Genomic DNA, 26,856 nt, shown 5'->3' on the forward strand with positions numbered 1-26,856 from the left:
AGCACTTCCCAAAAAAAATCAAATTACTGACCAAGATTATAAAGTGTTGATTTTCAGTTTTATACGTTTTATGACGTGTCTGAAAATTGGAAATAATAACGCCTTATTCCATAATTTGGAAATTCACTTCTTAAATGTGAAGTATTTTTGCAGCAGAAAATTGACAGTGAGCACAATAACCGTAGAAGCAATTTTTGCTAAAGTAGGTTGGATAGTAGAGAACACGATCAAACCTTTGAGAATCAAATAATCACTTCCTAATCCTTGAGAAACGACCAGAATGTATTTAAAAAATTGTTTTCCTGTCTTTTTCTTACCCACATCGACTGATTTGAAAGCAAAGTTTTTACTGAGCCAAAAGCCGGTAGGAATGGTCGCAAAGAAAGCAACAATCAAAGCGATTGTATAAGACGCAACATTGATTGAGCCGATATCTAAGCCAGTTTTGGGAAGGACAAATTCATAAAGTATTGCAAAAAGCAAGATATTAAGCGCAGTATTGACGGCACCAACGGCTAAATAGGCATACACATCATAGGCAAGCCACTTTCTGAAAATAGGATAAAAGAACTGAAGAAATGCTTCAATTCCTTTACTCAGGGATAGGGTCATGGCTTTTGAGGTAAAAGTTTCTGAATATGACTTAAGTACCATTGTGCCAGTTCATTCATTGGCAGACCTTTGGCAGCTTTGAAGTTTTGATCCTCAATATTTCTACGCTCTTGTGGATTATCTATCAGGCTCGCCACTGCAACAGCGAGGCTCTCTGCATTTTCTGTTTCGAAGTATGCCCCTCCATAGCCTTCCTCCTCCACTACCCGTTCGAGATCATCTATTTTGGGGAGAATACAGGCCCGCCCATAACTTCCAGCTTGATGCAAAATACCCGAACTCCCCGTTGTTGTGGTGTAAGGAAAAATCACAAAGGTACTGTCCCAGAAGATTTGGGATACCATCTCCTCTGGAATGTAGCCTGTATACTCCACGTTAGGAAGATGGGAATATTTCTTCTTTAACCCATCAATATATCCTTTCACATTGGGGTTATCCGTACCAGCCACTGTAGATTTGAATTTCAAGTCAGGGTACATTTTTTGAAGAACTTCCATGGCATCGATCATCACTTCTGCCTTTTTGTAAGTTCCAAATTTCCCAAAAGCCATCAAATTGATCTCCTTAATATCATCAGGGAGATAATTTCTTTCAGGAAGCTCAAAGTTACCATGGGGTAGCAAGACCACATTTTGTGTCTTGTATTTTTCCTTTAGAATGGTCACATATTGGGAAATTGTAACCCCAACCAAGTCGGCTTTCAAAATGAATTTGGTCAATTGCTCACCAATCCAAAGAAACAAATTTCTCTTAAATTTACTATCAGCCATACCGATTGTATCCAGCTTGACCGTTTCGGTGATGTTGTGTAAAATGACCACCGAAGGGATGCCCAAAAGCTTACACATCCAAGGGGTCAAAAGTCCCAATGCAGCAGGAATCTTGCCAGCTCCAAAAGTCATAAACTGTAAATTGAGAATCACAGCATCAGGCTTAAGCTCTTTGAGTTTTTTCCTAAGCTTAAGCACCGTAAACCAACTGTCAAAATTCCAGCAAGGAATAATATCAAGACCTGCCTCTGCATAGCGTGAGTATTGGGAGTCATCTTCGAGATGGTTGGTCAGTATATAAATTTTTTCTATTCCTTTTTTCCCCAGAAAGCTTCGGGTCAAATGGTATCCATATTCATTTAAGGTGACCTGACTTGGAGGATAGGGACTGATAAATGCTAGTTTCATTTCTTACGGATTGAATGGTTGTTCATTTTGAATGCTAAGAGCGTCAAGCCTCCAATTATCTCCCTGATAATATAAGGCCATGGCAATTGTGGCTTGGGTGAATAAACTGTCTCCCGATGGAAGTTGGTACTGTAATACTGCAACCGAATCGATCAACTGACAGGCCAAGCCATCCCGGGACCAATTTTTCAAGATAAGGTGATGGCTCAAATCCTTTCTTTGAACAGCACCTGGAAGTAAACCAGGGTATTCGGTAGAAAGATTTTTATAAAACCGTTCGGTAAAGCGGTCTTTTCCTGGTTTTAGATCATTGGTGAAATGTATGTAATTTAAATGAGCCCAAATAGCTTTATAATCTTTTTCTAGCACTTCTAGCTGTTCTGTTGTAGGAACTACACTGGAAACTACATCTATGGTCACTTGTGTCTGATGATGGAAAGCAATCGTATCAAACTGAAGGAAATAAGGCGGCTCCATACTTACTTTTTGAATACTTGCCATAGAAAACAACAAAATACCCACCAAAACAAAAAAAGAAAGAAAGATGTATCGTGTCATGGTTTGAGTAGATCTAAATTTTTAGAAAAAACATGGGCTACGTTTGCTTGAATCCCAGCTGCTGTAAAACGATCCTCAGAGAGATGGATATAGGCAAAGCCATCCTTGACAACCTCTTCTATGATCCATATTTTGCTATCAGTACGGACACTAAATGTAACTAAAGTTCCATTGGGTACATAATTTTGAAAAGCATCTTTTAATGGCCCTACTTGAACAATAAAAAGATTTTGAACAGCTTCAAACTGTGCAGAAATAGGAAGTGTCTCAGGTGTCCCAGCTGTGATATAGAAACTGGAGAGATTTGTGTCTGAAGCTCCTGAAAAGATTCCTACTTTTTCTCCTTGGTGAATGTATTGTTCTTTAAAAAAAACTTCATTATCCAATGGAACTAAATTCCCACCTTTACCGACCGCATAAAGCATTTGTTGTTGAACTAAGCTACTGTCGGTATTTAATGTTTTGGGGCTACGAATGTCCTCTAACTTACCCTCTTTTAGATCCAGACTTAAAAAAAATGGAAAAGAAAAAGAGTTCCTTTCCAAATAAAGAACTAAAAAAGCCTGCCCTGAAACAAAGAGCCTTTCTTTGGGGAAGGCTACCCAAAGCTCGTCATTTTCAAGAGAGAAATCAGCAGGAATTGGATGAGAGCTGGTCTGAATGATAGCTGACCAATCACCTGGCACAACCTTAAACTTCATCAGGCCGTCAGACTCTTTCCATTCTTTGACAGGATTAACCCAAATGGGTTTTTCTATCTCGGATCTATGGCAGGAAAAAAGCCAAATGAATAGCATTAAGAAATGGATCTTTTTCATTGCAGGTAGATTTCAGTGGAAATGAAGCAGTGAGGTAGGAGTTGAATTCTTTGATCAGCATTCCAGTTTTTGGAGACCAAGTTTCGCTTTTGTCCATTAATCTGTAGAAAAATCGGAACATCCTCCACCACCAAGGCAAGATGTGCTTTCTTATCCATTTTGAGGGTAAAAATAGCCCCCAAACCACTCCTGATAGACCTGGAGTGGGTACCCAACTCTACATGTATAATTCTCCCGAGGCTATCCCGCTCAGCGATAAGCACACCAGGAATAGTGATCTCGGCAGTCAGTGGATTTTCCATTTCCACCTCCAGTAGGTAAGACTGAAAATCTTCTTCTTTGATTTCAAACCCAGTCCTAACGCCTCTGATATAGCCCCTCTCCGTCACGTCTGTTTCAGCTTTGAGTGTAATACTTTTAATGGGATATTTTACGAGGACGTCATCTCCCAAAGGAATTTCAAAAAATGTAAAAGCCTTAGGCGTCAAATTGTAATGCATTTTGCGATCGGGATAAAAGTTCACTAAACTGTCATTTTCAAAAACAACCTCCGCCCGTAGAGCAATTGTGATTGGGTTATTATCAGCATTGATAAGCTCACCTGTCACTGATATCAGGCCATCTTTTATAACTAAGTTCGCCTGATAAAATGCTGCAAATGGCTTCTTGATTCGGTCATCATTGACAGTTGGAAAGGCAGAAATTACCCGCTTGCCAATTTTCTTAAATAGTGTATAACTATAAGAGATCACCTGTTCCTCAGGAATATCCAATTCGAATTGGGGAGGCAGGATATACCAACTATTTCCAACTTTTTCCAAGATGTATTCATCTTTTTGCTGAATAGGACCCAAAGATGTCCTCCAAATACTATTGATCTGATATTTGATCCGATTATGAGCCATCTCAAGGGTATCAATATCTAGCTCTTTAAGTTTAGCATAAGAGGGTAGTAGACCGCCGTCTTTGACAGATTTTTCTAATAAATACTGATCCAAGCTATAATCTGGACTGGGTTTGAAATAAGAAAATGCCTCTTCAAATCTCTGAAAGTCTAAGTGATCATAAAAGGCATAAATAGCAGATTTAGGGTCTTTTCGCTGATCTACGAGAATCATTTCAAAAAGCAAATACGCCAAAAAGCTGGAAAAAATTAAAAAAGGCATCCAAGCTGAGAAGAAAATTATCGGCTTGGGATATTGGTCTACTGTTTCAGGAGATACAAGTTCATCTTGGGTTTTCTTGAATTGTGACAGATACAATAAGGTCAGCAAAACAGCTATAGCTACTGTCGTCAATGGAAGAATCCCCCAAGCCTTTTTCAAAAAAGGATGAATATCTTTGGGTTGAATAGGCTCGATAGTGGATATATTGCCTTTTTCCCAGACCATGATCCCATTTTCTAAGCGAATGGTCCGGTTCCAACCTGTATAAAAGAGAAGGGGGTCATAAAATTGGTCATTACTAAACACATACTTTAGCTGATATTTTTCAGCATCTGTGAGGAAGTCAGTCAAACTTGCCATCCCTTCGTCGAAGAGATACTTGGCATTTTCCAATCTTTCCACAGCACGAGTGGTCATTTCGGGAAGTCTTCTTGCTGAGTGATAGTTGCCATCGATAGTTGCTGCAAGACTATTGGCACTTAACCAAGCCATCTGATCCCCAAATCCCAAGGTTAAATACCTCCATCGCATGTGGTCATCCCGATTGAGAAAGTTGAGAATGGGTTCGATTTTTACTTCTTTTGGCTGCAATGGTCTAAAACTGGCCAAATGAAAAATGTAAATAATAAATAGCAGGTAGGAAAAGCCACTTAAGCCAGAAAGTAAAAAATGAGAAGTTTCTCCAGATTTTTTTACCCAATAAGCTCTGACTGGGCCAGCTACAAATGATAATAAAAAATGGCTAATATAAGGAATAGCTATAATGGAAGCCCAAAAACCAAATCGGTCTAAGGTCAAAATATTAAAGGCATTTTCCCCAAGCATGAGTTTCGGTAATGGTGTGGTACCACCACTGCCAAAAAGCAAGCAAATGAAAAAGGAAATAGCCCAGCCTAAATGTCTTTTTTGTCGTGTAATTAAAAAAGCAATGGCTGGTAGCAATGCCAATACAAGAAGCAAAGGTATAATAAAGAATATCAAGCCTGAGCTAGTAACCTCTAGAAAATTGTCTCTAGAACCATGAGGAATCGATACTTGGCTAATGGGGTCTGTTCGACTCCAATACCAATATGGAAAGATTAAGCCAATTGCCAATAAAATGGCGATAACTGCAAAAAGCAGAATTTCAAGTTTCTTCTGCCAAACAGCCAAGAGCAACTGTGGAAAGAATCTTCTTAATAAGTCTTGTTTTCCCAAGCCTTCTTTCCAATCAACTAATGCCATTAAAACTGCAGGAGCGATGAAAAACACCATTCCAAAAATTGCAGTTACATGATGTGCGCTTACCACCACTGCTATAAAAGAAAGTGATAGTACCAAGTATCTAGCATCTGAAGTTTTGATATACTGGTATAGAAACGGAATGGCATTTAGCAAAAACGCCAACCCTGTCAAAGTGGGTACTTGCCCATATACATGGAGTGTTTCTACTAAAGAGCTAAGTACGACAGCAAGAATAGCGGCTACTCCAGCTGTCTTTTTATCATAAAACATCTTGCTGAACCTGTAAACTCCAATGATCAACGCCTCAAAAACGATGATAGCATAGATGGCAAACGCTATTTTTAATGGAAATATCTTTCCCAAAAGTGCTACAGCCTGATGCACCAAGGGAGGATAGCTAACAGTAAAAAAGCCTGTATACCAGCGGTATTCCCATGGTTCAAACCAAAACCTAGAATAATGATCCGCAAAGAATATATGCACAAAGGCATCATAGGTCTGCGGTAAAGTGAAATAAATGATGATGCCATGGGTCAATAACCCAAGAGACAGCGCTACAAGGAGTAACCTCTTCCCAATGAAATCTTCCCACAGCTTTAATTCATTACTTTTCATCTTCTATCATATAATTCTTCTAAATATAAAGTTCTCCCGTGATTTCTTTGACTCTTGCTACATATTCCTTGATCTGTTGTTCATTTTCTTTTTTGCAAATCAGCAATGCTTCAGGAGTATTCACAACAATCATATCTTCTAACCCTCCAATAACAACAACTTTCTTTTCATTACTGTGTACCATACAGCCTTTACTGTCTACTAAGATAGTGTTTTGGTTATTGGAAGCATTTTGTGCACCATCTTTTTGGAAATTTTCCCAGGCACTGTTCCAAGTCCCTAGGTCATTCCAAGAAAAGTCAACAGGGATTATGAAAACATTTTTGGCTTTTTCCATGACAGCATAATCAATTGAAATTGGAGATATGTTTTCATATGCATATGCTATTGCTTGAGATTCGTGTGGCGTATTAAGAAAAGAAATAATATCCAGAAATATTTGAAATATTTGGGAAGCATATGTTTCGAAGCTATCAAGAATGTCACTTACTTTCCAAATAAATATACCTGAGTTCCATAGATAATTTCCCTCCGATAAGAACTTTGAAGCGAGCTCTCGGTGTGGTTTTTCTGTAAATCGAATCACTGGGTGGACCTCACCTTGGCTGTTTTCATATTGGATATAACCATATCCTGTATTTGCATGAGTTGGCTTGATTCCAAGCGTGACCAATGCTTGATGCTGACTTGTAAATTCTAATGCTTTCAAACAGCTTTCGGTAAATAAATCAAGATCACCTATCAAATGGTCACTCGGTGCCACTATCAAGTTGGCATCTGGATTTATTTTATTCAATTTGAAAGAAATATAGGCAATACATGCAGCTGTATTTTTTCTCTCAGGTTCTGCGATGATGTTCTGTGCTGGAAGAAGTGGTAACTGGTCTTGAACGATTGAAACATACTCTTGGGATGTGACTACGAATATGTTTTCTTCAGGAATAAAAGAAACAAATCGCTCGAAAGTAGCTTGAATAAGGGTACTACCTGTATTGAGAATGTCTAGAAACTGCTTTGGAAAGCTCGACTTACTCATAGGCCAGAATCGACTCCCTACTCCTCCAGCCATGATGGCAACATAGTGATTTTTATTTTTCATATTGAAGTTTTTTGGGCGATTAAACAGGCTGGATTAGAATTTTTTTAGATTGAATGGAATAGAAAGATTTGGGCTTTGACTTGATATGGTAATGATGGTAAAGTCCCAGAAGTTGTAAAGGAATTCGAATAGTGTCTTTGAGTTTTAGTCTTGAGTCACCTACTTCAGTCCATTGCAATAGGGGATATTCTAAAACACCGCGTTGCAAAGAAGTCTTCCCAAACTTTTCTTGAAGCCTTAGAAAAATCTCCACGTCAAACAACCAAGGAGTCTGGAAAGGAGCTTTGAAAAGAAAAGGAACAAGATTTCGTTGAAAAATTTTAGCTCCACATTGGGTATCCTGAAAGTTGGTCTTCAAAATAGTCTTGATAATCTTTTTAATCATCTTACTCGCAAATGACCTGCTATCGTCCCTATTAATCGCTGCTCCAAGTCGCTGAATTCTGCTACCTACAATAGCTCCATATTGTGGATACGATTCCTTGAATTTAGCCATTTGAAGCCATTCCTCAGGAACTGTTGCTAAGTCAGCATCCAGAAAACCAATTAATTTGGATTCAAAGTTTCTGTAAACAGATAACATCCCCTGCCTTACAGCCTCTGCTTTTCCTCCATTTTTTTCCATATTGAGTACGGATACATTAGCTGGACATTCTGTCTGCAATCCTCTTAGCACTGCGAGTGTTCTGTCCTTGCTGCCGTCATTTACCAGGCAAAGCAATACCTCGGGATGTGCCAAAGCGAAATTTTTAAATTCATTGTAGGCGAATCTTTTTTCTTCATTGTAGCAAGGTACAATGATGGCGTATTGATGCTGCACTTCTGGCTTATGTTGCCATGCAACTTCTAAAAGCTGGTTAAGCTGGGATGAAAATTGAGTGTCGACTGTAAGCATGATAGAATGGATTTTGTTATGCCAAAGTATGATTCAAAGGCCAATCCAATATTTTAAATTATTGATTATCATATATTTAAAAATATAATTAAAAATTTATTTTCCACATGATGGAATAAATTCCAAATTATGTACACAAATTCCAAAGATTTCTTAAATTCACTCAACTAGAAATATTCTCCAATGGCACCATTTAAAATTTTCATTGTAGAAGATGATCCTTGGTATGGACAGATTCTTCATTATCACTTGAGCTTAAATCCAGATTATGAGGTCTGCTTATTTGAAACAGCTAAAGCCTGCCTATTAAAGCTTCACGAGCAGCCCGACTTGGTTACCGTGGATTTTTCTTTACCGGATATGGCTGGAGATAAATTATTTGAAAAAGTAAAGGCCTTCGATCCAAGAATACCAGTTGTAGTAATCAGTTCACAAGAGGACATATCTGTGGCAGTCAGTTTATTAAAAGCCGGAGTAAGTGACTATTTGGTGAAAGATGAAGCGACCAAGGATTTGCTTTGGAATTCGGTCATTAAGATCAGAGAAAACCAATCCTTGAAAAAAGAGGTGGAAATACTCAAAGAGGAACTGGGGCAGAAGTTTTTTTTTGAGAAAAGTATTATTGGAAAAAGTGCCTCACTTACCAAAGTATTTGGATTGATTGAAAAAGCAATCAAGACAAATATCAATGTATCTATCACAGGGGAGACTGGAACCGGAAAGGAAGTCGTAGCCAAAGCTATTCATTACAATAGTGAACGTAAAAAGAAAAACTTCGTAGCAGTCAATATGGCTGCAATTCCAAAGGATTTGGTAGAAAGTGAGCTTTTTGGCTATGAAAAAGGAGCTTTTACAGGAGCCCTTGCCAGAAAAATCGGAAAATTTGAAGAAGCGTCTGGTGGAACTTTATTTCTAGATGAAATTGCTGAAATGGATCTGAATATGCAATCGAAGCTCCTCCGGGTATTACAGGAAAGAGAATTAACAAGAGTTGGCGGAAATGAATCTGTCAAACTGGATGTAAGGATCATTACCGCAACCCATAAAAATCTGGCTGAAGAGGTAAAGAATGGTCATTTCAGAGAGGACTTGTTTTTCCGTATCATGGGCTTACCTATAGAACTTCCTCCACTGAGGGATAGAGGGACAGATATTTTGATTTTAGCAAAGCATTTTGTGGACGAATTTGCCAAGAGCAATAAAATCCCTTCTATTGAATTCACTCAAGATGCAAAAAGCAAACTCATGAATTATGCTTTTCCTGGGAATATCAGAGAACTAAAAGCTGTTGTAGAATTGGCTGCGGTGATGGCAGACGAAAGCGTAATTGAAGAAAAAGACTTAAGCTTTTTCAGCACCCAAAAAGAGAAAAATCTTTTTCTGGAAGAGAAAACTTTGAGGCAACATACTTGTGATATAGTTCAGCATTACCTTGAAAAAAAACAGGGGGATGTGTTGGAAACCGCAAAAGTCTTGGATATTGGTAAAAGCACTATTTATAAAATGATTCAAGAAGGAGAAATTAAAATCTAACTTTCCATATTTCGGAGGAATTTTCCAATATATGGAAAAAAAGAAAAAAAATTAGTTGTTAATGTGCCAATTGAGCCTCATATTAAGGTTTATTGAAATGGCATAGTATTGCATTTGTATATAGGTTAAACTTAAGAAAACTATGTACGGATTAGTCAACAAAGCAATACAGGACCTAATTACTACCAATTATGGAGAAGATAAATGGATGAAGATCAAAGAAAAAAGCAAAATTGATATTGATTACTTTATCAGTACAGAGCCTTACGATGATTCAGTTACTTATCAGCTCGCTATAGCAGCTGCCCAAGAGTTGAACATCAGTGTTGATGAAGTCTTATACTCCTTTGGAGAATGGTGGGTTTTGAAAACAAGCCTCCAAAAATACGGAGGCCTTATGAAAGCAGGAGGAAGCACCGTCAAGGAGTTTTTGACCAACCTTCCCTCTTTTCACGACCGAATCATGTTGATCTATCCCAAGCTTACTCCCCCTGAATTTAAAATAGATGAAAAAGGTGAAAATTGTTTAATTGTTCACTATTTTTCTAAGAGAGAAGGGCTGGTTGCTTTTATGAAAGGGCTGTTGTCTGGAATCGGTAAAATGTACGAGACGCCTGTAGAAATAGAACATGTATTTGGAAAAAGCTCTGGTGAGGAACATGAGGCATTTAAAGTAAGTTGGTGAGACACAATTTAGAACATATTACTTTCAGTATAAACCAGTTAAATCGGGTTTTCCCTTTTCACTTTGGGTTCGATGAAAAGGGAAAAATTCTCTTTATAGGTCCTAGTTTGGAAAAAATGCTGGGAGACATCAAAAACCAATTTTTTAATGAGCTTTTTAGCTTTGAACGTCCCAAGCTTCAACATGTTGATTTTATTGATTTAAGTAAATCCTTGGACAAAACCTTCCTCTTGAGGAGTAAAGAGCAAAAAAAGGCTCTTTTTAGGGGACAATTTGATTATTTTGAAGAGTTTAATTTTTTAATTTTCTTAGGGACTCCTTGGTTTGCTAACATAGAAGAGGTGGCTGCAAATGATCTTACCATCTCTGATTTTGCACCATTGGATCCTCTGATAGACCTTTTGCATTTGATCAAAAATCAAGAGCTGGTTACAGAAGATCTAAAAGAACTACTAGATACGATCAATTTCCAAAAACAAGAATTAGAGAAATTATCTTATGTCGCTAGTGCCAATGCCGAGGGTGTGCTTTTTACAGACAAGAATGGAAGAATAACCTATGTGAATGAGGGATTTCTGAAAGAGACAGGATTTACAAAACCCGAAGTCTTGGGAAAAACTCTCATTGAAATAGGTATGGGGTCTTTGACCGAAAAACTCAAATTAGAACAAATGATTTCGGCCTTTTTTAAGCAAGAGCCATTCAAAATTGAGCTGAAAATGTATCGAAATGACGGCAGTTCTTTTGACGCAAGGGTAAATGGCCAACCGATTTTTAGCAATAAAGGTGAACTTTTGTATTTTTTCTCCCAAATAGAAAATGTTACGGTAGAAAAAGAAACCAAAAAAAGAATCAAAGACTTTGAGGATACCTTTCGTATGGTACTAGAGTTCTCTGGTGACAATGTCTGGGAATATAATTTTATAACCAATAAAACTGTCTATTCTAATAAAAAAAATAGCTTTTTTGGTTTTGAGATTAATGAAAAAATAGACTTAGTTAAACTTTGGTATGAGTCTATTTATGAAGAAGACCTCGCACTATTGGTTGAGAATGATTATCAGTATAGAAATTCGCTCCTTTCGTCACATGATATTGAATACAGAATCAGATTGAAGGATGGTAGCATCAAGTGGGTAAGAGATCGGGGTATAGTAATCCAAAAAGACCCGAATGGAAAGCCCCTTAAAATTATTGGTACACATTCAGATATCACCGAACAGAAAAATGCCCAACAGGAGCTTTTGATTGTAAACAAGAGACTGAGTAGCGTACTCAATGAACTCAAGGATGTGATTTGGTCAGTCACCTACCCTGAATTTAACGGGATTTTCTTTACCCCCTCAGCAGAAATGCTCTTTGGTTTGGATATGAATACCATGATGAAAGATAATTCATGGTGGGAAAAAGTGATACATCCTCAAGATCTCCACATATTCAAAGAAGTCATTTCAGAAGTTGAAGAGAAATCAGAATATGACAAAAATTATAGAATAATAACACCTGATGGACAGATCAAGTGGGTTCAAAATAAAGGCAAATTAATCTTTGAAAATAATGTCCCAGTCCGAATGAATGGAATCTTAGTGGATATTACCGAACAGAAAAAAACGGAGGAACTACTTAAGACGGAAGAGAATCTAAAAAACATTCTAATAGAAATATCCTCCACCTACATCAATATGGATCTGGAAGAGGTAGACCACAAAATCCAAAACTCTTTACATAGAATTGGCAAATTTGTCAATGCAGATCGAGCGTATATTTTTAAATATGATTTGATAGAACAAACATGCTCCTGTACTTATGAATGGGTTCAAGAGGGTATTTCTGAGGAGCTTGAAAATTTACAAAAAATTTCCATGCTGGATCTCCCATATTGGGTGAATGCCCATCAAAAAGGAATCCCGTTTTCAGTGGAAGACACATCAACTTTGGAAGAGAAGGGCTTAAAAGAACTGAAGGATATTCTTGAGCCTCAAGGAATTCAAAGTCTTATTGCTATTCCTATGATTTACAAAAATGAGTTGTTAGGTTTTGTGGGTTTTGATGCTGTGCGTTCTAAACACACTTATTCTCAAAAAGAAATTGAATTACTCTTTGTCTTTGCGCAGATGCTTGTCAATGTACAAATGCGTAAGCAGGCTGAAAAGAGACTATTTCACCAAGAGGAAAAGTTTAGAAATATCATCTCAAACATGAATTTAGGGCTTTTAGAAGTGGATTTGGATGAAAATGTTCTCCATGCCAACACTACATTTTGTGAGATGTCTGGTTATACATTGACTCAGTTGGTGGGGTCAAAGGCCACAGATTTATTATTGGATGAAGATTCAAAAGTAAAAGTATTAGAAAGATCAAAAAGTAGGATCGATGGAATTTCTGATTCTTATGAATTGCAATATAAGAGGCCTGATGGTACCACTAGATGGTGGTATATCAGTGGAGCGCCTAATTATAACGACAAAAATGAATTGATAGGATCAATAGGAATTCACCTAGATATCACCGATCAAAAAACACTTGAAGTAGAACTAATTCGTCAGCGAGAAGAAGCAGAGAAATCAAAGCGGGCAAAAGAAATATTTTTTGCGAACATGAGCCACGAGATCCGAACACCCATGAACGCTATTGTAGGAATGAGTGAACAAATGGCTAAAACAACATTGGACAATAAACAAAAGTTGTTCTTGTCTACAATCCAAAGCTCTGCTAGCCACCTAACTGTTATAATTAAGGATATTTTGGATTTGTCAAAATTAGAAGCAGGCAAAATGACTTTGGAATCCATAGGGTTTAAGATGGAAGAGGTCCTTCATAAAGCAATACAAATGATGTATTCCAAAGCCGAAGAAAAAGGATTAGATCTAGATGGGTTTTCGTGTGATTCAACCCTAGAGCCTATTCTAATCGGTGATCCTTATCGTATCAATCAAATTTTATTGAACTTGATATCCAATGCAGTCAAATTTACTGAGAAAGGTCAAGTTCAAGTTTCATGTAAGGTGCTCAAAGACTACGGAGATGCTCAGAAAATAGCAATTCAAATTGTAGATACTGGCATTGGCATGGATACCGCTTTTGTAGATGGAAATATTGAAAAATTCTCTCAGGAAGACTCTACCATTACAAGAAAGTTCGGAGGAACAGGTCTTGGTTTAAGCATTACCAAAGATTTGGTCAGTTTAATGGGGGGAGCGTTAGAAATAAAATCAAAAAAAGGAATAGGAACTCAAGTCAAAGTAACATTTACCTTAAAGAAAGGTACAGAGATAGATCTGCCAAAGGAAAGTGTTCTGAAAGTGGATTTGAAAAAACTGGAAGGTAAACGAGTTCTTGTCGTAGATGACAACCAATTCAATAGGCTTGTCGCTACCACAATCTTAGAACAATACAACCTGCAATTGACTACTGCCAGCAATGGGCAGGAGGCTGTAAATATTTGCCGCGATAAGGAATTTGATTTGGTTTTGATGGATATACAAATGCCCGTGATGGATGGTGTCAAAGCAACCCGCATCATCCGAGATGAATTGCAAAAGTCAGTTCCAATTATCGCTCTGACAGCTTTTGCTATGAAAGGGGATGAAGAAAAATATCTCAGCTTGGGAATGAATGGCTATCTGGCCAAACCCTTTCAAGAAAAGGATGTTTTGAAAATATTGGGCAGTATATGGGAGATCAATAATAGGGAGATCAATCAACCTAGGTTAAATCCTATAAAAATTAAACAACTTTATAGCTTAGCTGAACTGGAAGCATTGGCTAAAGGAAACACAGAATTTGTGACTAAAATGATCAGTATTTTTGCGTCCAATGCGAAGGAAGCCATTCAGAACTTTAATTCAGGTTTAGAAAAAGGAGATTTTAATTTGATTAAAAAAACAGCTCATAAGGTCAAACCATCTATAAAAATGATGCAAATCACAGAGATATCAGATGAAATATCTGAGCTTGAAAAAGAGATCGAAGGGCAAAAAGATTCTCCACGCATGAAATATATCATCTCTACCATAGAACAAGTATTGCTAGAAGTTTTAAAAGATTTTAAACACAAAGGATTATAAAACAAAATCAAATTGCAACAGGGCGAATGTCAAAGGTTGATCAAGAAAGCGCAATGCTAAATCGTCACCTTAACCTGGCAACGTACTGTCGCCTCCCATACTTAGGACGAAAATGATATAATGCGTCTTTAGGATGATGATGGAAGGTAAATTAATTTTCCAAAAAATGGAATCCTAGTCCATAAAACGGAAAGTATTAATCCATAAAGTGCCTCAGATTGTATCTGAGGCACTTTTTATTTGTGGCATTCTAATGGAAACACAACTGAATAAATAAAATGATGATATGAAAGATTTAAAAAACATGAGAGCCTTTATCGTAGATGATGATCCATTTTGGACAGCAATTCTTCAGCAATTATTAGAAGGCTTGGGCTTTACTAAAATTTCCACATTTGAAAGTGGCGAAGCTTGTATTGAGAATATACACCTAAATCCAGCACTGATTTTTTTAGACTATCAAATGGGAAAATCTAATGGCTTAGATGTACTTCAGCAAGTGAAAGCTTATTACCCAGAAATTGAGGTGGTGTTTTGTACTGCACTCGAAGATTTACAAGTGGCCATAAGTGCTATAGAATTTGGGTCGGCAGAATACCTACTGAAGGCCAATGCAACTGAAGAGCAGATTTCTGAAATCATTGAAAACTTCCAAAAGTCTCCTATACTTTAATCAATACCATGCCTTTTACCTTTTCTCATCCCGCTGTATTGTTTCCTTGGATCAAGCGTTCTGAAAATCTTTCAGTAACTGCTCTGGTGATTGGTAGCATTGTACCTGATTTGGAATTCTATTTCAAATTAAGGCTGGATGAAAACATAGGACATACTTTCAATGGAATATTCCTTTTTGATTATCCTGTAGCACTTCTTTGTTTTGTTATATTTCATAAGTTTATCAAAAGAGCCCTTATTCAATTTAGCCCTGTATTTATCAAAAAAAGAATTCCTTTGGACTCAATGAAAAACAAAAGCTATAGGAGTAGAAAAAGCATCTTACTTCTACTACTGTCCTTCAGTATCGGACTTGCTTCACATTTGATCTTAGACTTTATGACACACTTTCAAGAAGGAAAACCATCACTATTGACGGGTCTTAATTTTGAGGTTGGGATTGGAAATCATTATTTTCCTATTTATCATATTCTTCAATTAGGATTTAGCTCATTTGGACTCCTATGGATAGTTATTATACTAGTTAAGCTTCCAAAACATCCATTAAATGCCTTCGAAAAAAAGAGTGCATTCCCATTTTGGTCAATTGTGTCCCTAGGGATTATACTAGCATCCTTAATTAGAATCCATTATTTCCCTGAGTTTATTTCAGGATGGGATGTATTCATGATGGTAGTAGGTGCAGGGCTTTATAGTGTTTTACTTTCCTCAATCCTTTTTTGGGCTAGAGAAAAATACCTTTCAAGGAACCATCGCAAGTGCTACAAACTTGTCAATTCCAGAAGTATCAATCCAAGATTCAAAACTAGAACCCTTTCTATAAAGGAGGATCAATCGCTTACCCCTCTCAATCAAAGAATAATGGAAATGGATAACTTCATTAATAAACCCAAGATCATTTTCACCAAGAATTGTGACATCCAAATAAATGGTAGTGAATCCGCTATTCAGAACATCATCCAAATGTGTTCTCAATTTATCGGAATCACTTCCTTTGGCTTCACCACTCAAAAGGAGTTTAAGCGCAGGTTGATTGAATCCTGCGGGGTAAAAATCTCTGACTTCAATTTCCATACATTTGCTAATTTTTTGAAATATATTAATCCTATGAACAAATTCTTAGTTATTCTTCTTTTTATTTTTTCTTTAAGCTTACAGTCATTGGCTTTACAAGCAATTGATGTAATCGATCCTTCTGACAGAGAAGCGATTATACAACATGCTATTCAGCTTCGGACAGAAGAACGTTTTGCTGATGCCATTGAAGCATTGGATAAAATTCTATCCATAAACCCCAGTGATGCACAGATTCTGCTGTTTAAAGGTGATCTCTGCTTACAAAATAAGGATTTCAATCGTGCAGTGGAAACATACGACGCATTAATTCCATTGAATTTTGAAGCCACTGTTACTAGAATCAATAAGTCCTATGCACTTTTTATGTCGAAAAAGCCGAAAAAAGCACTATCTGTTGCCCATGAAGCTTGGGAGGCTGACACTCTCCATCAAGGAGCTATTGTCAATTTCTTCAATGCAATGCTTTGGAACAGTAAAACCAATGATGCTTCTGAATTCTTGAATAAAAATGTGGGTAAGTTAAATCATGACCAATACTTGGTGATGAACGCTAGATTAGCAACAAGTGCAGGGAATTACAAAAAAGGTCTAACCTACTACGATTCCTTGACTCAAACTTTTCCTGTTTCGCACTATATCCTTGAATACGGGGAAGTCTTGGTCGGTAAAAAAAGATGGAAAGAAATCCAAAATCTATTAGATGCCAAAGGCGAAGATTTAACTGACTCACAAAAAGTAAAACTAGAAGGACTTATCAATCAAGCGGGCATGCAAACTGCTGGCTTACAATTCGGATATTTCGGAGATATAGGCGGAAACACAAGACTAGAACAATCAATCTTCTGGGAAAATGAAATTACAGAACCAATTCAAATCGGTCTGAGAGCAGGAACAAGCCAGGTTTATTCTATGGAGAACCAAAAAACCAACCTTTCATTTTTTTCAGGTAATACAGCTTACAAATGGAGTCCTGAAATTGAAACAAGGGGAGAAATTACATTTCAGCAAATTTCACCTCAGAATGGCGAAGCTTTTAGAGGAGTTACAGGAAGATTAGCTACAAATTATCAACCAAATGACAGAAGAATGGTCGGCCTGTTTTATCAATCAGATATATTAAACTTTACAGCAGAACTTTTAGATAAAAATATCAGAAGTCAAGATGTAGGATATGTCACTCACATTATGTTAGATGGTAGAACAGGGATTTTCTCTCAGGGAAGTGTAGGAAAATTTAATGATAAGAATAGTAGAGTGCAGTTTTTCGGATCAATATATAGATTGCTTAGGACAGAACCTACACTGAAATCAGGTTTGAATTTCTCTGGGCTTAGTTTTAAGGATTCAGAAACCAACTTATACTTTGCACCTAACCAGTTCTTAAGTTCTGAGCTATTTATAGATTACAGTACACCAATGCCATTAGTGTCCAAAGTGGCTTTACAAATTCAGCTTGCCGGCGGACTGCAAAAAATAGAGCAATTAGCTTGGGACCCGACTTTCCGTGGTCAAGTTCAGTTCAATTACAACGTCTCTGGCTTCGATTTAGGGTTGAAAGTTCAGCTAAGTGATGTTGCTGGCTCTTCTGGTACAGGATATAGATTTCATTATACCACCTTCAGATTGAGTAAAAAGTTCTAAAAATATTAAGTAGATAAGTTGTTTTTCACCATCAATTTCCAGAATTTAAAAATCCATCAGCGCTGGAACTTTATGATGTTTCTACCATGACCATAAGGAAGTTTGTTAAAAATTTTAAAGGTAATGATTATTAGTCTTTTTAAATTCAAATTCAAACAATTTACTGGTTTACAATTTTGAAACGGGAGAATACATTGAAAGTATTCAATTCAGTTCAGAAGGCCCTGATGCGTTTCCTTACATACTAAGTTTTGACATCGTAAATCCAGATTCAATACTATTAGTGAATTTTGATCAAATTGGCTTTTTTGATATAAATCAAAAATTTGAAACAACTGTTTAAGATTTCGGATTTTGATGGTAGTTTCAATGAAAGGATTGTTTTGTTTAGTGATTTCTCTTATAATTTTGATTTACCGTATTTGCAAACCTACTTAAAGCTGTAGGAGCTCCCATTGACTTCACATTTATAGATGGAAACTTGAAAAATTATGGAAATCTTAATTTAAATATCGATTCGAATTTATCAAAAAATCAAATAATTGTAGTCAGTCTTAACTACCCTATAAACTATTTCAAAGATGGTTTTATGAACCCTTTGTATTTGAGAGTGATAAATTGGATATTCCGGAGCATGTTGACCCCTCAAATCCGGAATGATTTTGATCAGTGAAAGGGCTAAGAAACCGACTTCAAAACTATATCTGTTCCCGATGGCTAACAAGAACCCCCAATGGAAGCATAAAAATCTTATGAGATTATTCTGTCTAAGAAAGGTTCACCAAGTTCTTTTCCGGAGATCTGTTTATATATTACAACCCAATGGTTATCAGTAGTAGTAAAAAAGTAGGTGTTGTATTCTGCAATAAAGTCATTCATAAAAAATACTCTTGTAAAAAAAATAATTGATAACTATTTGAAAATAAGCCTGTAAAATAATTGCTTTCGGCAATAAGAAAAAATAAAATAAATAATTGAATTTTAATTTTACTTTTGCAAAAATTAAATAATAAAATTTAAATTTAATTAATTTATGAAAAATAAAATTGTAATTTTATCCACATTGTTTTTGGCTATTTTTGGCTGTTCAGTTGTAGATACGGAGCAAATGACAGACGCTTTTAACCAAGAACTCTTAAAATCTTCAAATAGGCTTAATTTTGAAAGCTATGAGGCATTTCAGAACGCATTAATCGAAATATCAGAGAGTAATGAAGGAGATAAAAGAGATATTATTGAAAAGTACACTAAAATACCTAAAGAGTTTCATTCTTTGAAAAAAATGATGGAATCAAGCGCTACAGGTGAAGGGTTGAATCCAAATCATAGGAACTTAAATTATGAAGTTAATCATAATTCAGAACTTCTTTCTGAAATGATTCCAGACGTAGCTTTTTCAGAATTACTCAATGAACAATTAGAAATTGAAGTTGAGAACACCGTTTTTAAAATTACTGAATTTGGGACATTTTTTTCATCAAATGAAAATGTTGAAAATCTATTCAGCTCAATCCTAAATTTTGAACAAAGTGATTTGGAAGATCTGAGGGGTTCAAGGCGTATAAACGGAAGAATAGAGCAAAATATTTACGATGATGCATATGCTTTGGATGGGGATATTTATCTTATAGATACATACTATGATATTGATTTTGATGAAGACCTAACATATAGCAGTCCTGTAAATGCATCTAGCAATCAAGTTTATCAATTAGATTATTTTTGTGGGCCTTGTGCTCCGAGTAAACCAACAGCACTACCGAAAGCAGAGTATGATAAATTCCAAGTACACAGTTTTGGAGCTCAAACAGCTGTGGGGAAACTAATTGAAGGTGCTTTTGGGACAAATACTTCTTTTGTTACTAATTTTTCATCTAACTATAGGTTGAAAGTTAAACTTTACGCATATAATTATGGTGTTTATAAAAGCGTAGGTTTAAATGGGAAAATGCAAAAGAAAGGATGGACTGGGTTGTGGGCCAAGCATGATGATTCAAAAGCAACCAAATTGGTTCTGGGTTGGGATGCTCTTTTATTATCTTTAAAAATTCCATATGCTATGCCAATTAACTACCAGCAATTGAATAGTAAAGTTATAGCCAAAGAAATTTTAAGATTTTCAAATTTCAATTTAGAATCAACAGGATTAAATGATGTTACAATTCCCTTTTTTGATCGAAAATCTAATGACTGGAACTTTTTGGAGAAAGCCCTCAATAAAAATGTTCAGACCTCTTTGGCTAACCTAACTAAACTTGTTTGGCAAGAAGCTGAGCAAGAGTTTTCCAAAGCATCTTATGATATTAAACAAGCTGAGATAAAACATTATAGAAAAATTTTTCCAGACAAAATCAAAATGATGCTTAGTAGAGTAGAGACCAGTCAATCAAATAGCAATGAAATTAGCTTTGTTATCGATAGACATTTTCAAATTGATTTAAATTTCAGCAGTAATGCAAATACTTTGGCTAAACAAATTTTAGAACCTACTTTGAAGAACAGTAAGAAGATGTATGAAATTGATGGTGCTTCGGTTTTTGGAGCAGCGATATTCAATGGCCAAACAAAAGGAATACGAATAATAAAAGAACTAGAATAACTAAATTTAATAATAATGAATAAAAACAATTTGCCTTTTCTTATGCTTCTGATGCTTTTTAGTTCAAATGCATTATTGGCACAAACAGAAAATGTCTTCAGGGTCAACTTTCTAAATCCAGGAATTAGTTACGAAAAGTCTTTGGGAAAGAAAATGACTTTGGATACAGGAATTGGTTTTGGATATAATGCTTCTTATCCTAGTCTTGCTATGAATTCTGAAAATGGATTCCAGTATATGTTGGCGGCATTCGTCGACGTTCAGAGTAGGTTTTATTACAATTTCGAAAAGAGAGAATCCAAAGGAAAAAGTACATTGAAAAATTCTGGTAATTTTTTAGCATTAAGAGCACTCTATACTGGACCAGATGCGGTATCTAATTTTGAGAGATACGATAATAACTCTTTTGCTTTTGGACCAACTTGGGGTTTACAGAGAGCATATAGCAAACTTAATGTAGCTTTTAGTATGGGACCTATTTACTATTTTGATACTTCTGGAAATAGCAATTGGTCCCCATTTTGGTTTGAATTAAATCTAGGGATTAACGTAAACTAGATTTTCCATTTAATTTGTAAGTTGAATGTCTCGTTATACTTGTTAAGCAAAAAGCTGGTCGATTTCTCGACTGGCTTTTTTTTGGGCTGTCCAAGGCTCACCTATGTGGAACAAGTCCACTATGGGGACTTTTAATTGCCAACCACTTGCCAAGCGTAAGAGGTTCATCATGAGATATTAAATCAATAGGAGATACTTCCCGCAGCTTGCTGACTGACAACTTTCAGGGAGATAGACTCCTGTTGCTTATCATTAGGAATTGATAGAGCTATCGGGGAATGTGGATGTGCTTTTGGCTAGAAAATATTTTGAACAGCTTGTCCCGATAGCGAAGCGTATCGGCAGGTTATCTGATCATTAAAGACTGATCCGACACTGAAATCATCGCAAGCATCCCAACCAGGATTCTGACCGTGCTTGCTGATTGCTCAGGAGCGACAGTTTAAAAATCGGCCTTTCAAAGAGCTACACTAAGATAAAAAAAAGATGTGATGATGGGAATTCCACGTTAGCTCTGAAAGTAAATTTGTTTCATATATAGAGGATTTTGACTAACGCAATGAAAATCGCTTAATTTGGGCTCAATTCGAGGCCTAAATCCTCATTAGTCAGACCGTCCCGATCCTCAGGATATTTTTTATTCCCTTAACTAAGTCCAACTTTCTTTTTTTGATCTAAGTAAAGGGACCCCTCTGGGTTTATGTAAGGTACACCTTTCACTAGCATTCCGACAAATCGTAACAAGTTATTCCAAATGATGACCGACAGTTTTCGAGCTGTAGCACTGATTGCAGATATTCAACCTTTCCAAAAACTTATTTGTAATAAGAAAAACAAAAGCCTCAGTGTGCAATAAAAGGAACTAGTATTCTTGGCTCATGTATCGGAATTCTTTGATTGTCATATTTTCATAAAATATCACAATAGAACTGTCCTTAACTACAAATGAAATGGGGACTTGGCCATCATCAAGAAAAGGGACTTTAATAGAGTAATTATACTCCCCAAAACTTTCAAGATCATATACGTCAATGTAATGAATTTTTTCCTTAGATACAGGATTAAGTATAAACAAGTTTTTGCCACTTATTTGGGAATAACTATTAAATATAAAAGGAGGATCAGTTTTAAAAACCGTCTGTTCAAAATTGCTTTCTGCTAATATTTTAGGAAGTGGAAGTTTATAAACAGTTTTGGAATTATACAGATGTTCCATTGAGCTATCAAAGACAAAAAAATCATCTGATTTGAAACAAACATAAACTATATATTCCTTCGATGCATACAGCCATCCCTCATAAATTAAATCAAAGTTTTCTATTTCATTTGACCCAGAATCCGCAATTATATCTTTTAAATTATATAGAAACATGAAATTTCCTTGATTATCTAATGAAGAAAATTCTATATTTTTACCTTCATAATCATCATGGGCGAAAATAAAGGTATTGTTTTCCGTCTCAATTGCAGAATTTGAAAACACAGCTAGTTTTTCTAGATGGATGATATTGTCGTGGTGGTCAAATATTTTAAATAAATATCTATTAGGTTCCAACACCCAATACAAAGAATCACTAACGCTATAGTTGAAAAAATTAAAATTTTCATCATAGGCATCTTCACCCATTTTACCATAGGTTCGGGAAATATTAAAGTCTTCATCAAACAAGACTATGCTCCAAGATCTTCTATCTATACCATAAATTTGGTTGTTATAAATTTTAGGCTCTTCTATTTTACCGAAATATTCACCTTCTTTTACCAATTCCCCTAATTCATTTACAACTCTTTTGAAAGACAATTTCATATCATAGTCTTTTAAGCTGACAGTAAAATCGACTAATTCATTACTATTAGGTGCCTTACAAGAAAAAGTACCAAATAATAATCCAATTAAAATAAAGCAAAAATAATTTTTCATTTTTTTTTTATTTAAAGAGAGCCATTTGACTTTCAAATAGCTCTAAAACAATTACTCAAACATGACAATCCCAACATCAGACTTACCTGTACCTTTACATTTATTCCCTTGTGAATCCTCGCCACTACATTTATATTTTGTAGAAGCATCACAAACACAACCTGCCATTACAGGATTTGAGAGAGAAAAAATGGTTGTAGTTAGAATGGCAACCATAATAAATAATGACTTTTTCATATATTATAAGTTTAGTGAGCCTAATATTAAAAAAAAAAAAAAATTATTACTCCAAACACTCAACTACCTATTTAAGCCTACTGTTGTAAAATTTATCAATGCTGCCCTAAATAATTTTTTCTTCTTTAAGAATATTAGGTTAGAGACAATTGTGAAGTGATTTATTTATAATCTGGAAAAAGAATCCCCTGTGGGTTATATTTTGGGGGTTTGTCATGATCTTCAAAAGGTCTGTCCAGCCAATTTTGTAATTCAATTTTGACGAAAATATTCAGTCTGATAAATGCTAGCAGGTTTGATAGATGCCATCCGTATTTTGCAGTTGCTTTCATTGCTTTTAACAATAAAATTGTAATCAAGGCAGTCCATATCTGTATCATTACCGCGTTTTTTGAAGTACCAATGAACGTCTTAATGTGGAGTAGCTGCTTAATATCCCTAAAAGCATTATGTAAAGCTTTACATAATGCTTTTCGCACCCTCAAAAACGATCTAGACCTGAGACCGATTTACCATAAAAATGATAATGCCACCATTGCGCATCTACATCTGGGAATACTTGCATATTGGATAGTCAATACAGTGAGGTATCAGCTCAAACAGAATGGTATAAAAAGTTGCTGGGCAGAAATAGTAAGAATAGGCAACACACAAAAGGTCATCACTACTTCAGGAAAAAAACACCTACGATAAAATCATTGCCACACGCAAGTGTACAGTTCCAAATAAAAACCTAAAAGAAATCTACGACATCCTTCAGATCAAACTCAAACCGTTTACAAAAAGAAAATCCGTAGTACACAAACTTGAACTCAAAAAAACAGAAATAACCAAATTACAGCTACTTACAGGTGGATAGCTGCAATCTGGGCTAAGAAATCCTATTAGCCATGTAAATGTCTGGCCAAATCATTACAAGGAATGAGGATTATTATTTGCCTACATAGAATGTAATCCTACCTCCTGTCCATCCAGGTCCACTTATCCAAGCATCATTAAAATTATTGCTTATAAAATGCCCCTCATTGCTATACCAGAATTCATAAACAGGAAGTTTGTTATCACTATGGCTATTATATACATATCCAATTACTCCTGTATTTTGAAAATCAGGGAAATTTAAATGTACGTTTGGATCAATACTCAAGTAATAATATTCTAAACTATTTTGAAATCTATATAAAGGAACTGTTCCAGATTTTTGATAATTATAAAAATATCCAGTAGCACCTCGGTAGATAAAGCCATTAGAATAAAAACCATAATCATTCCAATTTCCAGTCCAAGCATGCAATTTTACATTTCCTGAAAGATTTTTGTAATATGTATAAAGTGGTCTTTCTCCATTATCTAATGGATAAATAGTTCTAATAGCTAAAAGGTCTAATCCAGAAAGTCCATTAAATGGCTGTCCATTATATATGTGATTAATTATTGATTGTGAATCAACATTCCAGGTTCCATTAATTAATACACCCAGAACATTATTAGGGTTAGCAGTAGGGGTTTGCCAATCTGTGTGGTGAAGTCCTATTATGTGACCAATTTCATGGACCATTACGGCTATCTTTTGGTTTACTCTCCTAAATAAAACATACCATCCAAGATGGGAGCAGTCGGACGGATACATTCGAATAGAAGGGCTTTCACTCACCAAAAACCTGAACTGCGATTAAATTAAAAGTACCTAATAGTTACATTTTAAGGAGATATGATAATTCAGTGAATATTTTTCCACAAAATCAAAGACAATAAGATCTAATTGACTAAAAAACTTACAAATGTTTGTTAGTACAACAATAAAATTATCACGTATATACTCCAAATTTTGCATTAGAATTAAAACCAAGAGGAGTCATCCACTTTATCTATTTCCTTTTTATTTTACTATCAAGATCTGCGGCTTTTACAATTTCATTTTCATCAATGGATATCAAATCAGCATCGGAATCTAATTTAATCCGTCCACTATCATTAACCAAAAAAAAGTGTTCCCCAAACTTAAAAATTGATCCATTGTTACTCTTCTTAAACTCTTTGATTTTTTCGTTAAAATTGAACTCTGGTTTAACTTCATTTTCAAATATTTTATCTATTTCTGTGTAATTTGAGGTGTTATTTATACTTATTACACTAAAAGGTTCAGCTTTAGATATTTCATTAGAAAGTTCAAAAAAGATCGTATTATTAAGATTTCTATTAATATCGCCCCATCTTTCTTTCTGAAATACTCTTTCATATCCATCTTTAATTATCTCGTAGTCAAAAATTATAGCTCCCTTAGAATGGTAATCAAATGTAATATTGAAATAACCATTTTCATTAGAATAACCAATTACTGATCCATCTGAAGAAACAATCTTTGCAGACTTGATTGGCTTCATCCTTTTTGCATCTACAATTAATCCTGACAATCTTATGCTTCTCAAGTCTAAATCATTTTTTTCAAAAGAATATGAATTAATAAGTGTTAAACACATTAGAGATACAAATATCAAATTTTTAGTCCATATAATAAAAACTAATTTCCAAGCTCCAGCTGACTTTTTATCAGTGATAAATATCTTGTGTCTAGTTTAATCAATTCCATGTGGTTACCGCTCTCAATTATCTGACCGTTTTCTAATGCTAAGACTTGATCTGCATTTTTCAATATACTTAATCTATGTGCATTTATGATTACTGTTCTTCCTTTAAAAAATTCCGCCTTGACAATTATTTGCGGCTAGTTCTAGCAAATTAGTTATGTGTAAAATCATGAAGAGAGGTATAAGTATTAATAATACAGAAAAATTATGATAAGTTTTGCTACAAACAAAACATACATTAGTCAAAAACTGCCAATAAAGCTCACACTACTCCAATTGACAACACCTTTGATCAAGATATAATTTTATTTTAAATTAATTATTATTTTTTTTATTTATTTTTTTTTATTTATTTGTAAATAAAATTTTAAATTAATTTATACCTAAAAATCAATGTTATGAAAAGAAAACAGTTTTTAAAACCTACTGGTGTATTCTTGGCGATTTTAATTCTTTCAATTACATCGTTAACAAATACTCCTGCAATAGCTAGCTATAGCTATTCAAATGTTCAGTCAAGTTATAGTTCTGAAATGAGTAGCAGTGATCTTTGCAGCGTTGCTGGAATAGCTTTAATAGTAGGAGCAGTTGGCGTCGGCTTACAGATGGTAGAATCAGCTTACAATTTAGGTACCTACATCGGAGATAAATTAAGCGGAAATCAAATACAGTTGGTCAATATTCATGATGAAGATTATCAGCCAACTGATTTTACAATTTTTGATATTTAATTATTATAAACGAAAAAAAATAAGTTAATGAAAAAAAACAGAAAAAATCTACGACCAATATCATTATTACTCCTAGTGATGTGCTTATTCACCTTCTCCTTTAACAATGCTAGTGCATTTGGTTCTTATGAATCTTCAAAATTTCAAGGTTCAGCTAGTACATCAGACATGACTATTGCTGGAGAGCCGGTTGCCGTTGGAGCAGCATTGGGAGTAATGTCACTCGCTGTAGTTGCCTCAGGCGTTGCGTTTGTACTTGGAGTTTTAGATGGAATTAATGGAAGTCAGATAGAATTATTAACAGATCATGAATTGATGTTTTATAATTCGAATGACTTTTCAGAATTTGATATTTAATTTTTGATTGCAAAGAGAAATT

General features: G+C 35.3%; 21 protein-coding genes and 3 pseudogenes. 11 read left to right on the top strand and 13 right to left on the bottom strand.

Features of this window, described 5'->3' with window-relative positions:
- Positions 1 to 123: 123 nt before the first annotated feature.
- From MM214_RS10375 to MM214_RS10405, 7 genes are read right to left on the bottom strand one after another with little or no spacing between them, the layout of a single operon-like run.
- On the bottom strand, positions 124 to 612 hold the full coding sequence (locus MM214_RS10375) for a GtrA family protein (RefSeq protein WP_241295082.1): 489 nt from the start codon (positions 610 to 612) through the stop codon (positions 124 to 126).
- Complete coding sequence (locus tag MM214_RS10380) at positions 609 to 1,790, bottom strand: glycosyltransferase (RefSeq protein WP_241295085.1); 1,182 nt, start codon at positions 1,788 to 1,790, stop codon at positions 609 to 611. Before MM214_RS10380 ends, MM214_RS10375 begins: the two co-directional genes overlap by 4 nt.
- Before the next feature lie 3 nt (positions 1,791 to 1,793).
- Positions 1,794 to 2,348 (bottom strand): hypothetical protein, encoded by a 555-nt coding sequence (locus MM214_RS10385; RefSeq protein ID WP_241295088.1) that lies wholly within the window; start codon positions 2,346 to 2,348, stop codon positions 1,794 to 1,796.
- Positions 2,345 to 3,166, bottom strand: coding sequence for a hypothetical protein (locus MM214_RS10390; protein WP_241295091.1), 822 nt, complete (start codon positions 3,164 to 3,166; stop codon positions 2,345 to 2,347). Before MM214_RS10390 ends, MM214_RS10385 begins: the two co-directional genes overlap by 4 nt.
- The gene (locus MM214_RS10395; RefSeq protein WP_241295093.1) at positions 3,163 to 6,171 is read right to left on the bottom strand and encodes a hypothetical protein; all 3,009 of its coding nucleotides are present in this window, start codon (positions 6,169 to 6,171) and stop codon (positions 3,163 to 3,165) included. Before MM214_RS10395 ends, MM214_RS10390 begins: the two co-directional genes overlap by 4 nt.
- A gap of 19 nt (positions 6,172 to 6,190) precedes the next feature.
- Positions 6,191 to 7,270 carry a mannose-1-phosphate guanylyltransferase gene (locus tag MM214_RS10400; protein ID WP_241295095.1) on the bottom strand — a complete coding sequence of 360 codons (1,080 nt, stop codon included), beginning with the start codon at positions 7,268 to 7,270 and terminating at the stop codon, positions 6,191 to 6,193.
- Positions 7,271 to 7,289: 19 nt separating this feature from the next.
- The gene (locus tag MM214_RS10405) at positions 7,290 to 8,165 is read right to left on the bottom strand and encodes a glycosyltransferase (RefSeq protein WP_241295098.1); all 876 of its coding nucleotides are present in this window, start codon (positions 8,163 to 8,165) and stop codon (positions 7,290 to 7,292) included.
- A gap of 183 nt (positions 8,166 to 8,348) precedes the next feature.
- On the opposite strand from MM214_RS10405, the gene MM214_RS10410 reads away from it, so the two are divergent.
- From MM214_RS10410 to MM214_RS10440, 8 genes and pseudogenes are all read left to right on the top strand, one after another.
- Positions 8,349 to 9,698 (top strand): sigma-54-dependent transcriptional regulator, encoded by a 1,350-nt coding sequence (locus tag MM214_RS10410; RefSeq protein WP_241295100.1) that lies wholly within the window; start codon positions 8,349 to 8,351, stop codon positions 9,696 to 9,698.
- 142 nt (positions 9,699 to 9,840) lie between these two features.
- On the top strand, positions 9,841 to 10,383 hold the full coding sequence (locus tag MM214_RS10415) for a heme NO-binding domain-containing protein (RefSeq protein ID WP_241295102.1): 543 nt from the start codon (positions 9,841 to 9,843) through the stop codon (positions 10,381 to 10,383).
- The gene (locus MM214_RS10420; RefSeq protein WP_241295104.1) at positions 10,380 to 14,450 is read left to right on the top strand and encodes a PAS domain S-box protein; all 4,071 of its coding nucleotides are present in this window, start codon (positions 10,380 to 10,382) and stop codon (positions 14,448 to 14,450) included. The genes MM214_RS10415 and MM214_RS10420 overlap by 4 nt, the downstream gene beginning before the upstream one ends.
- 286 nt (positions 14,451 to 14,736) lie before the next feature.
- Positions 14,737 to 15,123, top strand: a complete 387-nt coding sequence (locus tag MM214_RS10425; RefSeq protein ID WP_241295105.1) for a response regulator — start codon at positions 14,737 to 14,739, stop codon at positions 15,121 to 15,123.
- Between the two features lie 8 nt (positions 15,124 to 15,131).
- Positions 15,132 to 17,843, top strand: coding sequence for a DUF4184 family protein (locus tag MM214_RS10430; protein ID WP_241295107.1), 2,712 nt, complete (start codon positions 15,132 to 15,134; stop codon positions 17,841 to 17,843).
- 139 nt (positions 17,844 to 17,982) lie between these two features.
- Positions 17,983 to 18,186: pseudogene (locus tag MM214_RS19140) on the top strand (DUF4221 family protein); the annotation flags it as partial.
- A 690-nt stretch (positions 18,187 to 18,876) separates the two neighbouring features.
- Positions 18,877 to 20,442: a hypothetical protein gene (locus tag MM214_RS10435; protein WP_241295109.1), complete on the top strand. Its 1,566-nt coding sequence runs from the start codon at positions 18,877 to 18,879 to the stop codon at positions 20,440 to 20,442.
- Between the two features lie 15 nt (positions 20,443 to 20,457).
- Positions 20,458 to 21,000, top strand: a complete 543-nt coding sequence (locus MM214_RS10440; protein WP_241295110.1) for a hypothetical protein — start codon at positions 20,458 to 20,460, stop codon at positions 20,998 to 21,000.
- 42 nt (positions 21,001 to 21,042) lie between these two features.
- Here MM214_RS10440 and MM214_RS19055 read toward each other — a convergent pair whose 3' ends face one another.
- From MM214_RS19055 to MM214_RS10455, 4 genes and pseudogenes are all read right to left on the bottom strand, one after another.
- Positions 21,043 to 21,171: a hypothetical protein gene (locus MM214_RS19055; protein ID WP_262916618.1), complete on the bottom strand. Its 129-nt coding sequence runs from the start codon at positions 21,169 to 21,171 to the stop codon at positions 21,043 to 21,045.
- 691 nt (positions 21,172 to 21,862) lie between these two features.
- Positions 21,863 to 22,921: a hypothetical protein gene (locus tag MM214_RS10445; protein WP_241295112.1), complete on the bottom strand. Its 1,059-nt coding sequence runs from the start codon at positions 22,919 to 22,921 to the stop codon at positions 21,863 to 21,865.
- A gap of 51 nt (positions 22,922 to 22,972) precedes the next feature.
- Positions 22,973 to 23,158, bottom strand: coding sequence for a hypothetical protein (locus tag MM214_RS10450; RefSeq protein ID WP_241295114.1), 186 nt, complete (start codon positions 23,156 to 23,158; stop codon positions 22,973 to 22,975).
- A 161-nt stretch (positions 23,159 to 23,319) separates the two neighbouring features.
- Positions 23,320 to 23,601, bottom strand: a pseudogene (locus MM214_RS10455) (IS4 family transposase); the annotation flags it as partial.
- Positions 23,602 to 23,611: 10 nt separating this feature from the next.
- On the opposite strand from MM214_RS10455, the pseudogene MM214_RS19190 reads away from it, so the two are divergent.
- Positions 23,612 to 24,017 (top strand): annotated as a pseudogene (locus MM214_RS19190) (IS1634 family transposase); the annotation flags it as partial.
- 72 nt (positions 24,018 to 24,089) lie between these two features.
- Here the strand turns inward: MM214_RS19190 and MM214_RS10460 are convergent.
- A complete protein-coding gene (locus tag MM214_RS10460; protein WP_241295117.1) occupies positions 24,090 to 24,716 on the bottom strand; it encodes a hypothetical protein in 627 nt (208 codons plus the stop codon).
- A 310-nt stretch (positions 24,717 to 25,026) separates the two neighbouring features.
- Positions 25,027 to 25,587 (bottom strand): hypothetical protein, encoded by a 561-nt coding sequence (locus MM214_RS10465; RefSeq protein ID WP_241295119.1) that lies wholly within the window; start codon positions 25,585 to 25,587, stop codon positions 25,027 to 25,029.
- Positions 25,588 to 26,144: 557 nt separating this feature from the next.
- Here MM214_RS10465 and MM214_RS10470 point away from each other — a divergent pair.
- Both MM214_RS10470 and MM214_RS10475 read left to right on the top strand, forming a co-directional pair.
- Positions 26,145 to 26,477, top strand: coding sequence for a hypothetical protein (locus MM214_RS10470; protein ID WP_241295121.1), 333 nt, complete (start codon positions 26,145 to 26,147; stop codon positions 26,475 to 26,477).
- A 27-nt stretch (positions 26,478 to 26,504) separates the two neighbouring features.
- Positions 26,505 to 26,834, top strand: coding sequence for a hypothetical protein (locus MM214_RS10475; RefSeq protein WP_241295123.1), 330 nt, complete (start codon positions 26,505 to 26,507; stop codon positions 26,832 to 26,834).
- Positions 26,835 to 26,856: the final 22 nt, after the last annotated feature.

It is taken from the genome of Belliella kenyensis, from assembly GCF_022549675.1.
GTDB lineage: Bacteria > Bacteroidota > Bacteroidia > Cytophagales > Cyclobacteriaceae > Belliella > Belliella kenyensis.

What these genes read in the sequence shown, in the direction of transcription:
- MM214_RS10435 (WP_241295109.1), top strand. Translation starts at nt 18,877, where the DNA reads ATGAAAAATAAAATTGTAATTTTATCCACATTGTTTTTGGCTATTTTT.
- MM214_RS10425 (WP_241295105.1), top strand. Translation starts at nt 14,737, where the DNA reads ATGAAAGATTTAAAAAACATGAGAGCCTTTATCGTAGATGATGATCCA.
- MM214_RS10430 (WP_241295107.1), top strand. Translation starts at nt 15,132, where the DNA reads ATGCCTTTTACCTTTTCTCATCCCGCTGTATTGTTTCCTTGGATCAAG.
- MM214_RS10475 (WP_241295123.1), top strand. Translation starts at nt 26,505, where the DNA reads ATGAAAAAAAACAGAAAAAATCTACGACCAATATCATTATTACTCCTA.
- MM214_RS10400 (WP_241295095.1), bottom strand. Translation starts at nt 7,270, where the DNA reads ATGAAAAATAAAAATCACTATGTTGCCATCATGGCTGGAGGAGTAGGG.
- MM214_RS10380 (WP_241295085.1), bottom strand. Translation starts at nt 1,790, where the DNA reads ATGAAACTAGCATTTATCAGTCCCTATCCTCCAAGTCAGGTCACCTTA.
- MM214_RS10445 (WP_241295112.1), bottom strand. Translation starts at nt 22,921, where the DNA reads ATGAAAAATTATTTTTGCTTTATTTTAATTGGATTATTATTTGGTACT.
- MM214_RS10415 (WP_241295102.1), top strand. Translation starts at nt 9,841, where the DNA reads ATGTACGGATTAGTCAACAAAGCAATACAGGACCTAATTACTACCAAT.
- MM214_RS10375 (WP_241295082.1), bottom strand. Translation starts at nt 612, where the DNA reads ATGACCCTATCCCTGAGTAAAGGAATTGAAGCATTTCTTCAGTTCTTT.
- MM214_RS10470 (WP_241295121.1), top strand. Translation starts at nt 26,145, where the DNA reads ATGAAAAGAAAACAGTTTTTAAAACCTACTGGTGTATTCTTGGCGATT.
- MM214_RS10410 (WP_241295100.1), top strand. Translation starts at nt 8,349, where the DNA reads ATGGCACCATTTAAAATTTTCATTGTAGAAGATGATCCTTGGTATGGA.
- MM214_RS10460 (WP_241295117.1), bottom strand. Translation starts at nt 24,716, where the DNA reads ATGGTCCATGAAATTGGTCACATAATAGGACTTCACCACACAGATTGG.
- MM214_RS10450 (WP_241295114.1), bottom strand. Translation starts at nt 23,158, where the DNA reads ATGAAAAAGTCATTATTTATTATGGTTGCCATTCTAACTACAACCATT.
- MM214_RS10395 (WP_241295093.1), bottom strand. Translation starts at nt 6,171, where the DNA reads ATGAAAAGTAATGAATTAAAGCTGTGGGAAGATTTCATTGGGAAGAGG.
- MM214_RS10440 (WP_241295110.1), top strand. Translation starts at nt 20,458, where the DNA reads ATGAATAAAAACAATTTGCCTTTTCTTATGCTTCTGATGCTTTTTAGT.
- MM214_RS10390 (WP_241295091.1), bottom strand. Translation starts at nt 3,166, where the DNA reads ATGAAAAAGATCCATTTCTTAATGCTATTCATTTGGCTTTTTTCCTGC.
- MM214_RS19055 (WP_262916618.1), bottom strand. Translation starts at nt 21,171, where the DNA reads ATGATGAACCTCTTACGCTTGGCAAGTGGTTGGCAATTAAAAGTCCCC.
- MM214_RS10385 (WP_241295088.1), bottom strand. Translation starts at nt 2,348, where the DNA reads ATGACACGATACATCTTTCTTTCTTTTTTTGTTTTGGTGGGTATTTTG.
- MM214_RS10405 (WP_241295098.1), bottom strand. Translation starts at nt 8,165, where the DNA reads ATGCTTACAGTCGACACTCAATTTTCATCCCAGCTTAACCAGCTTTTA.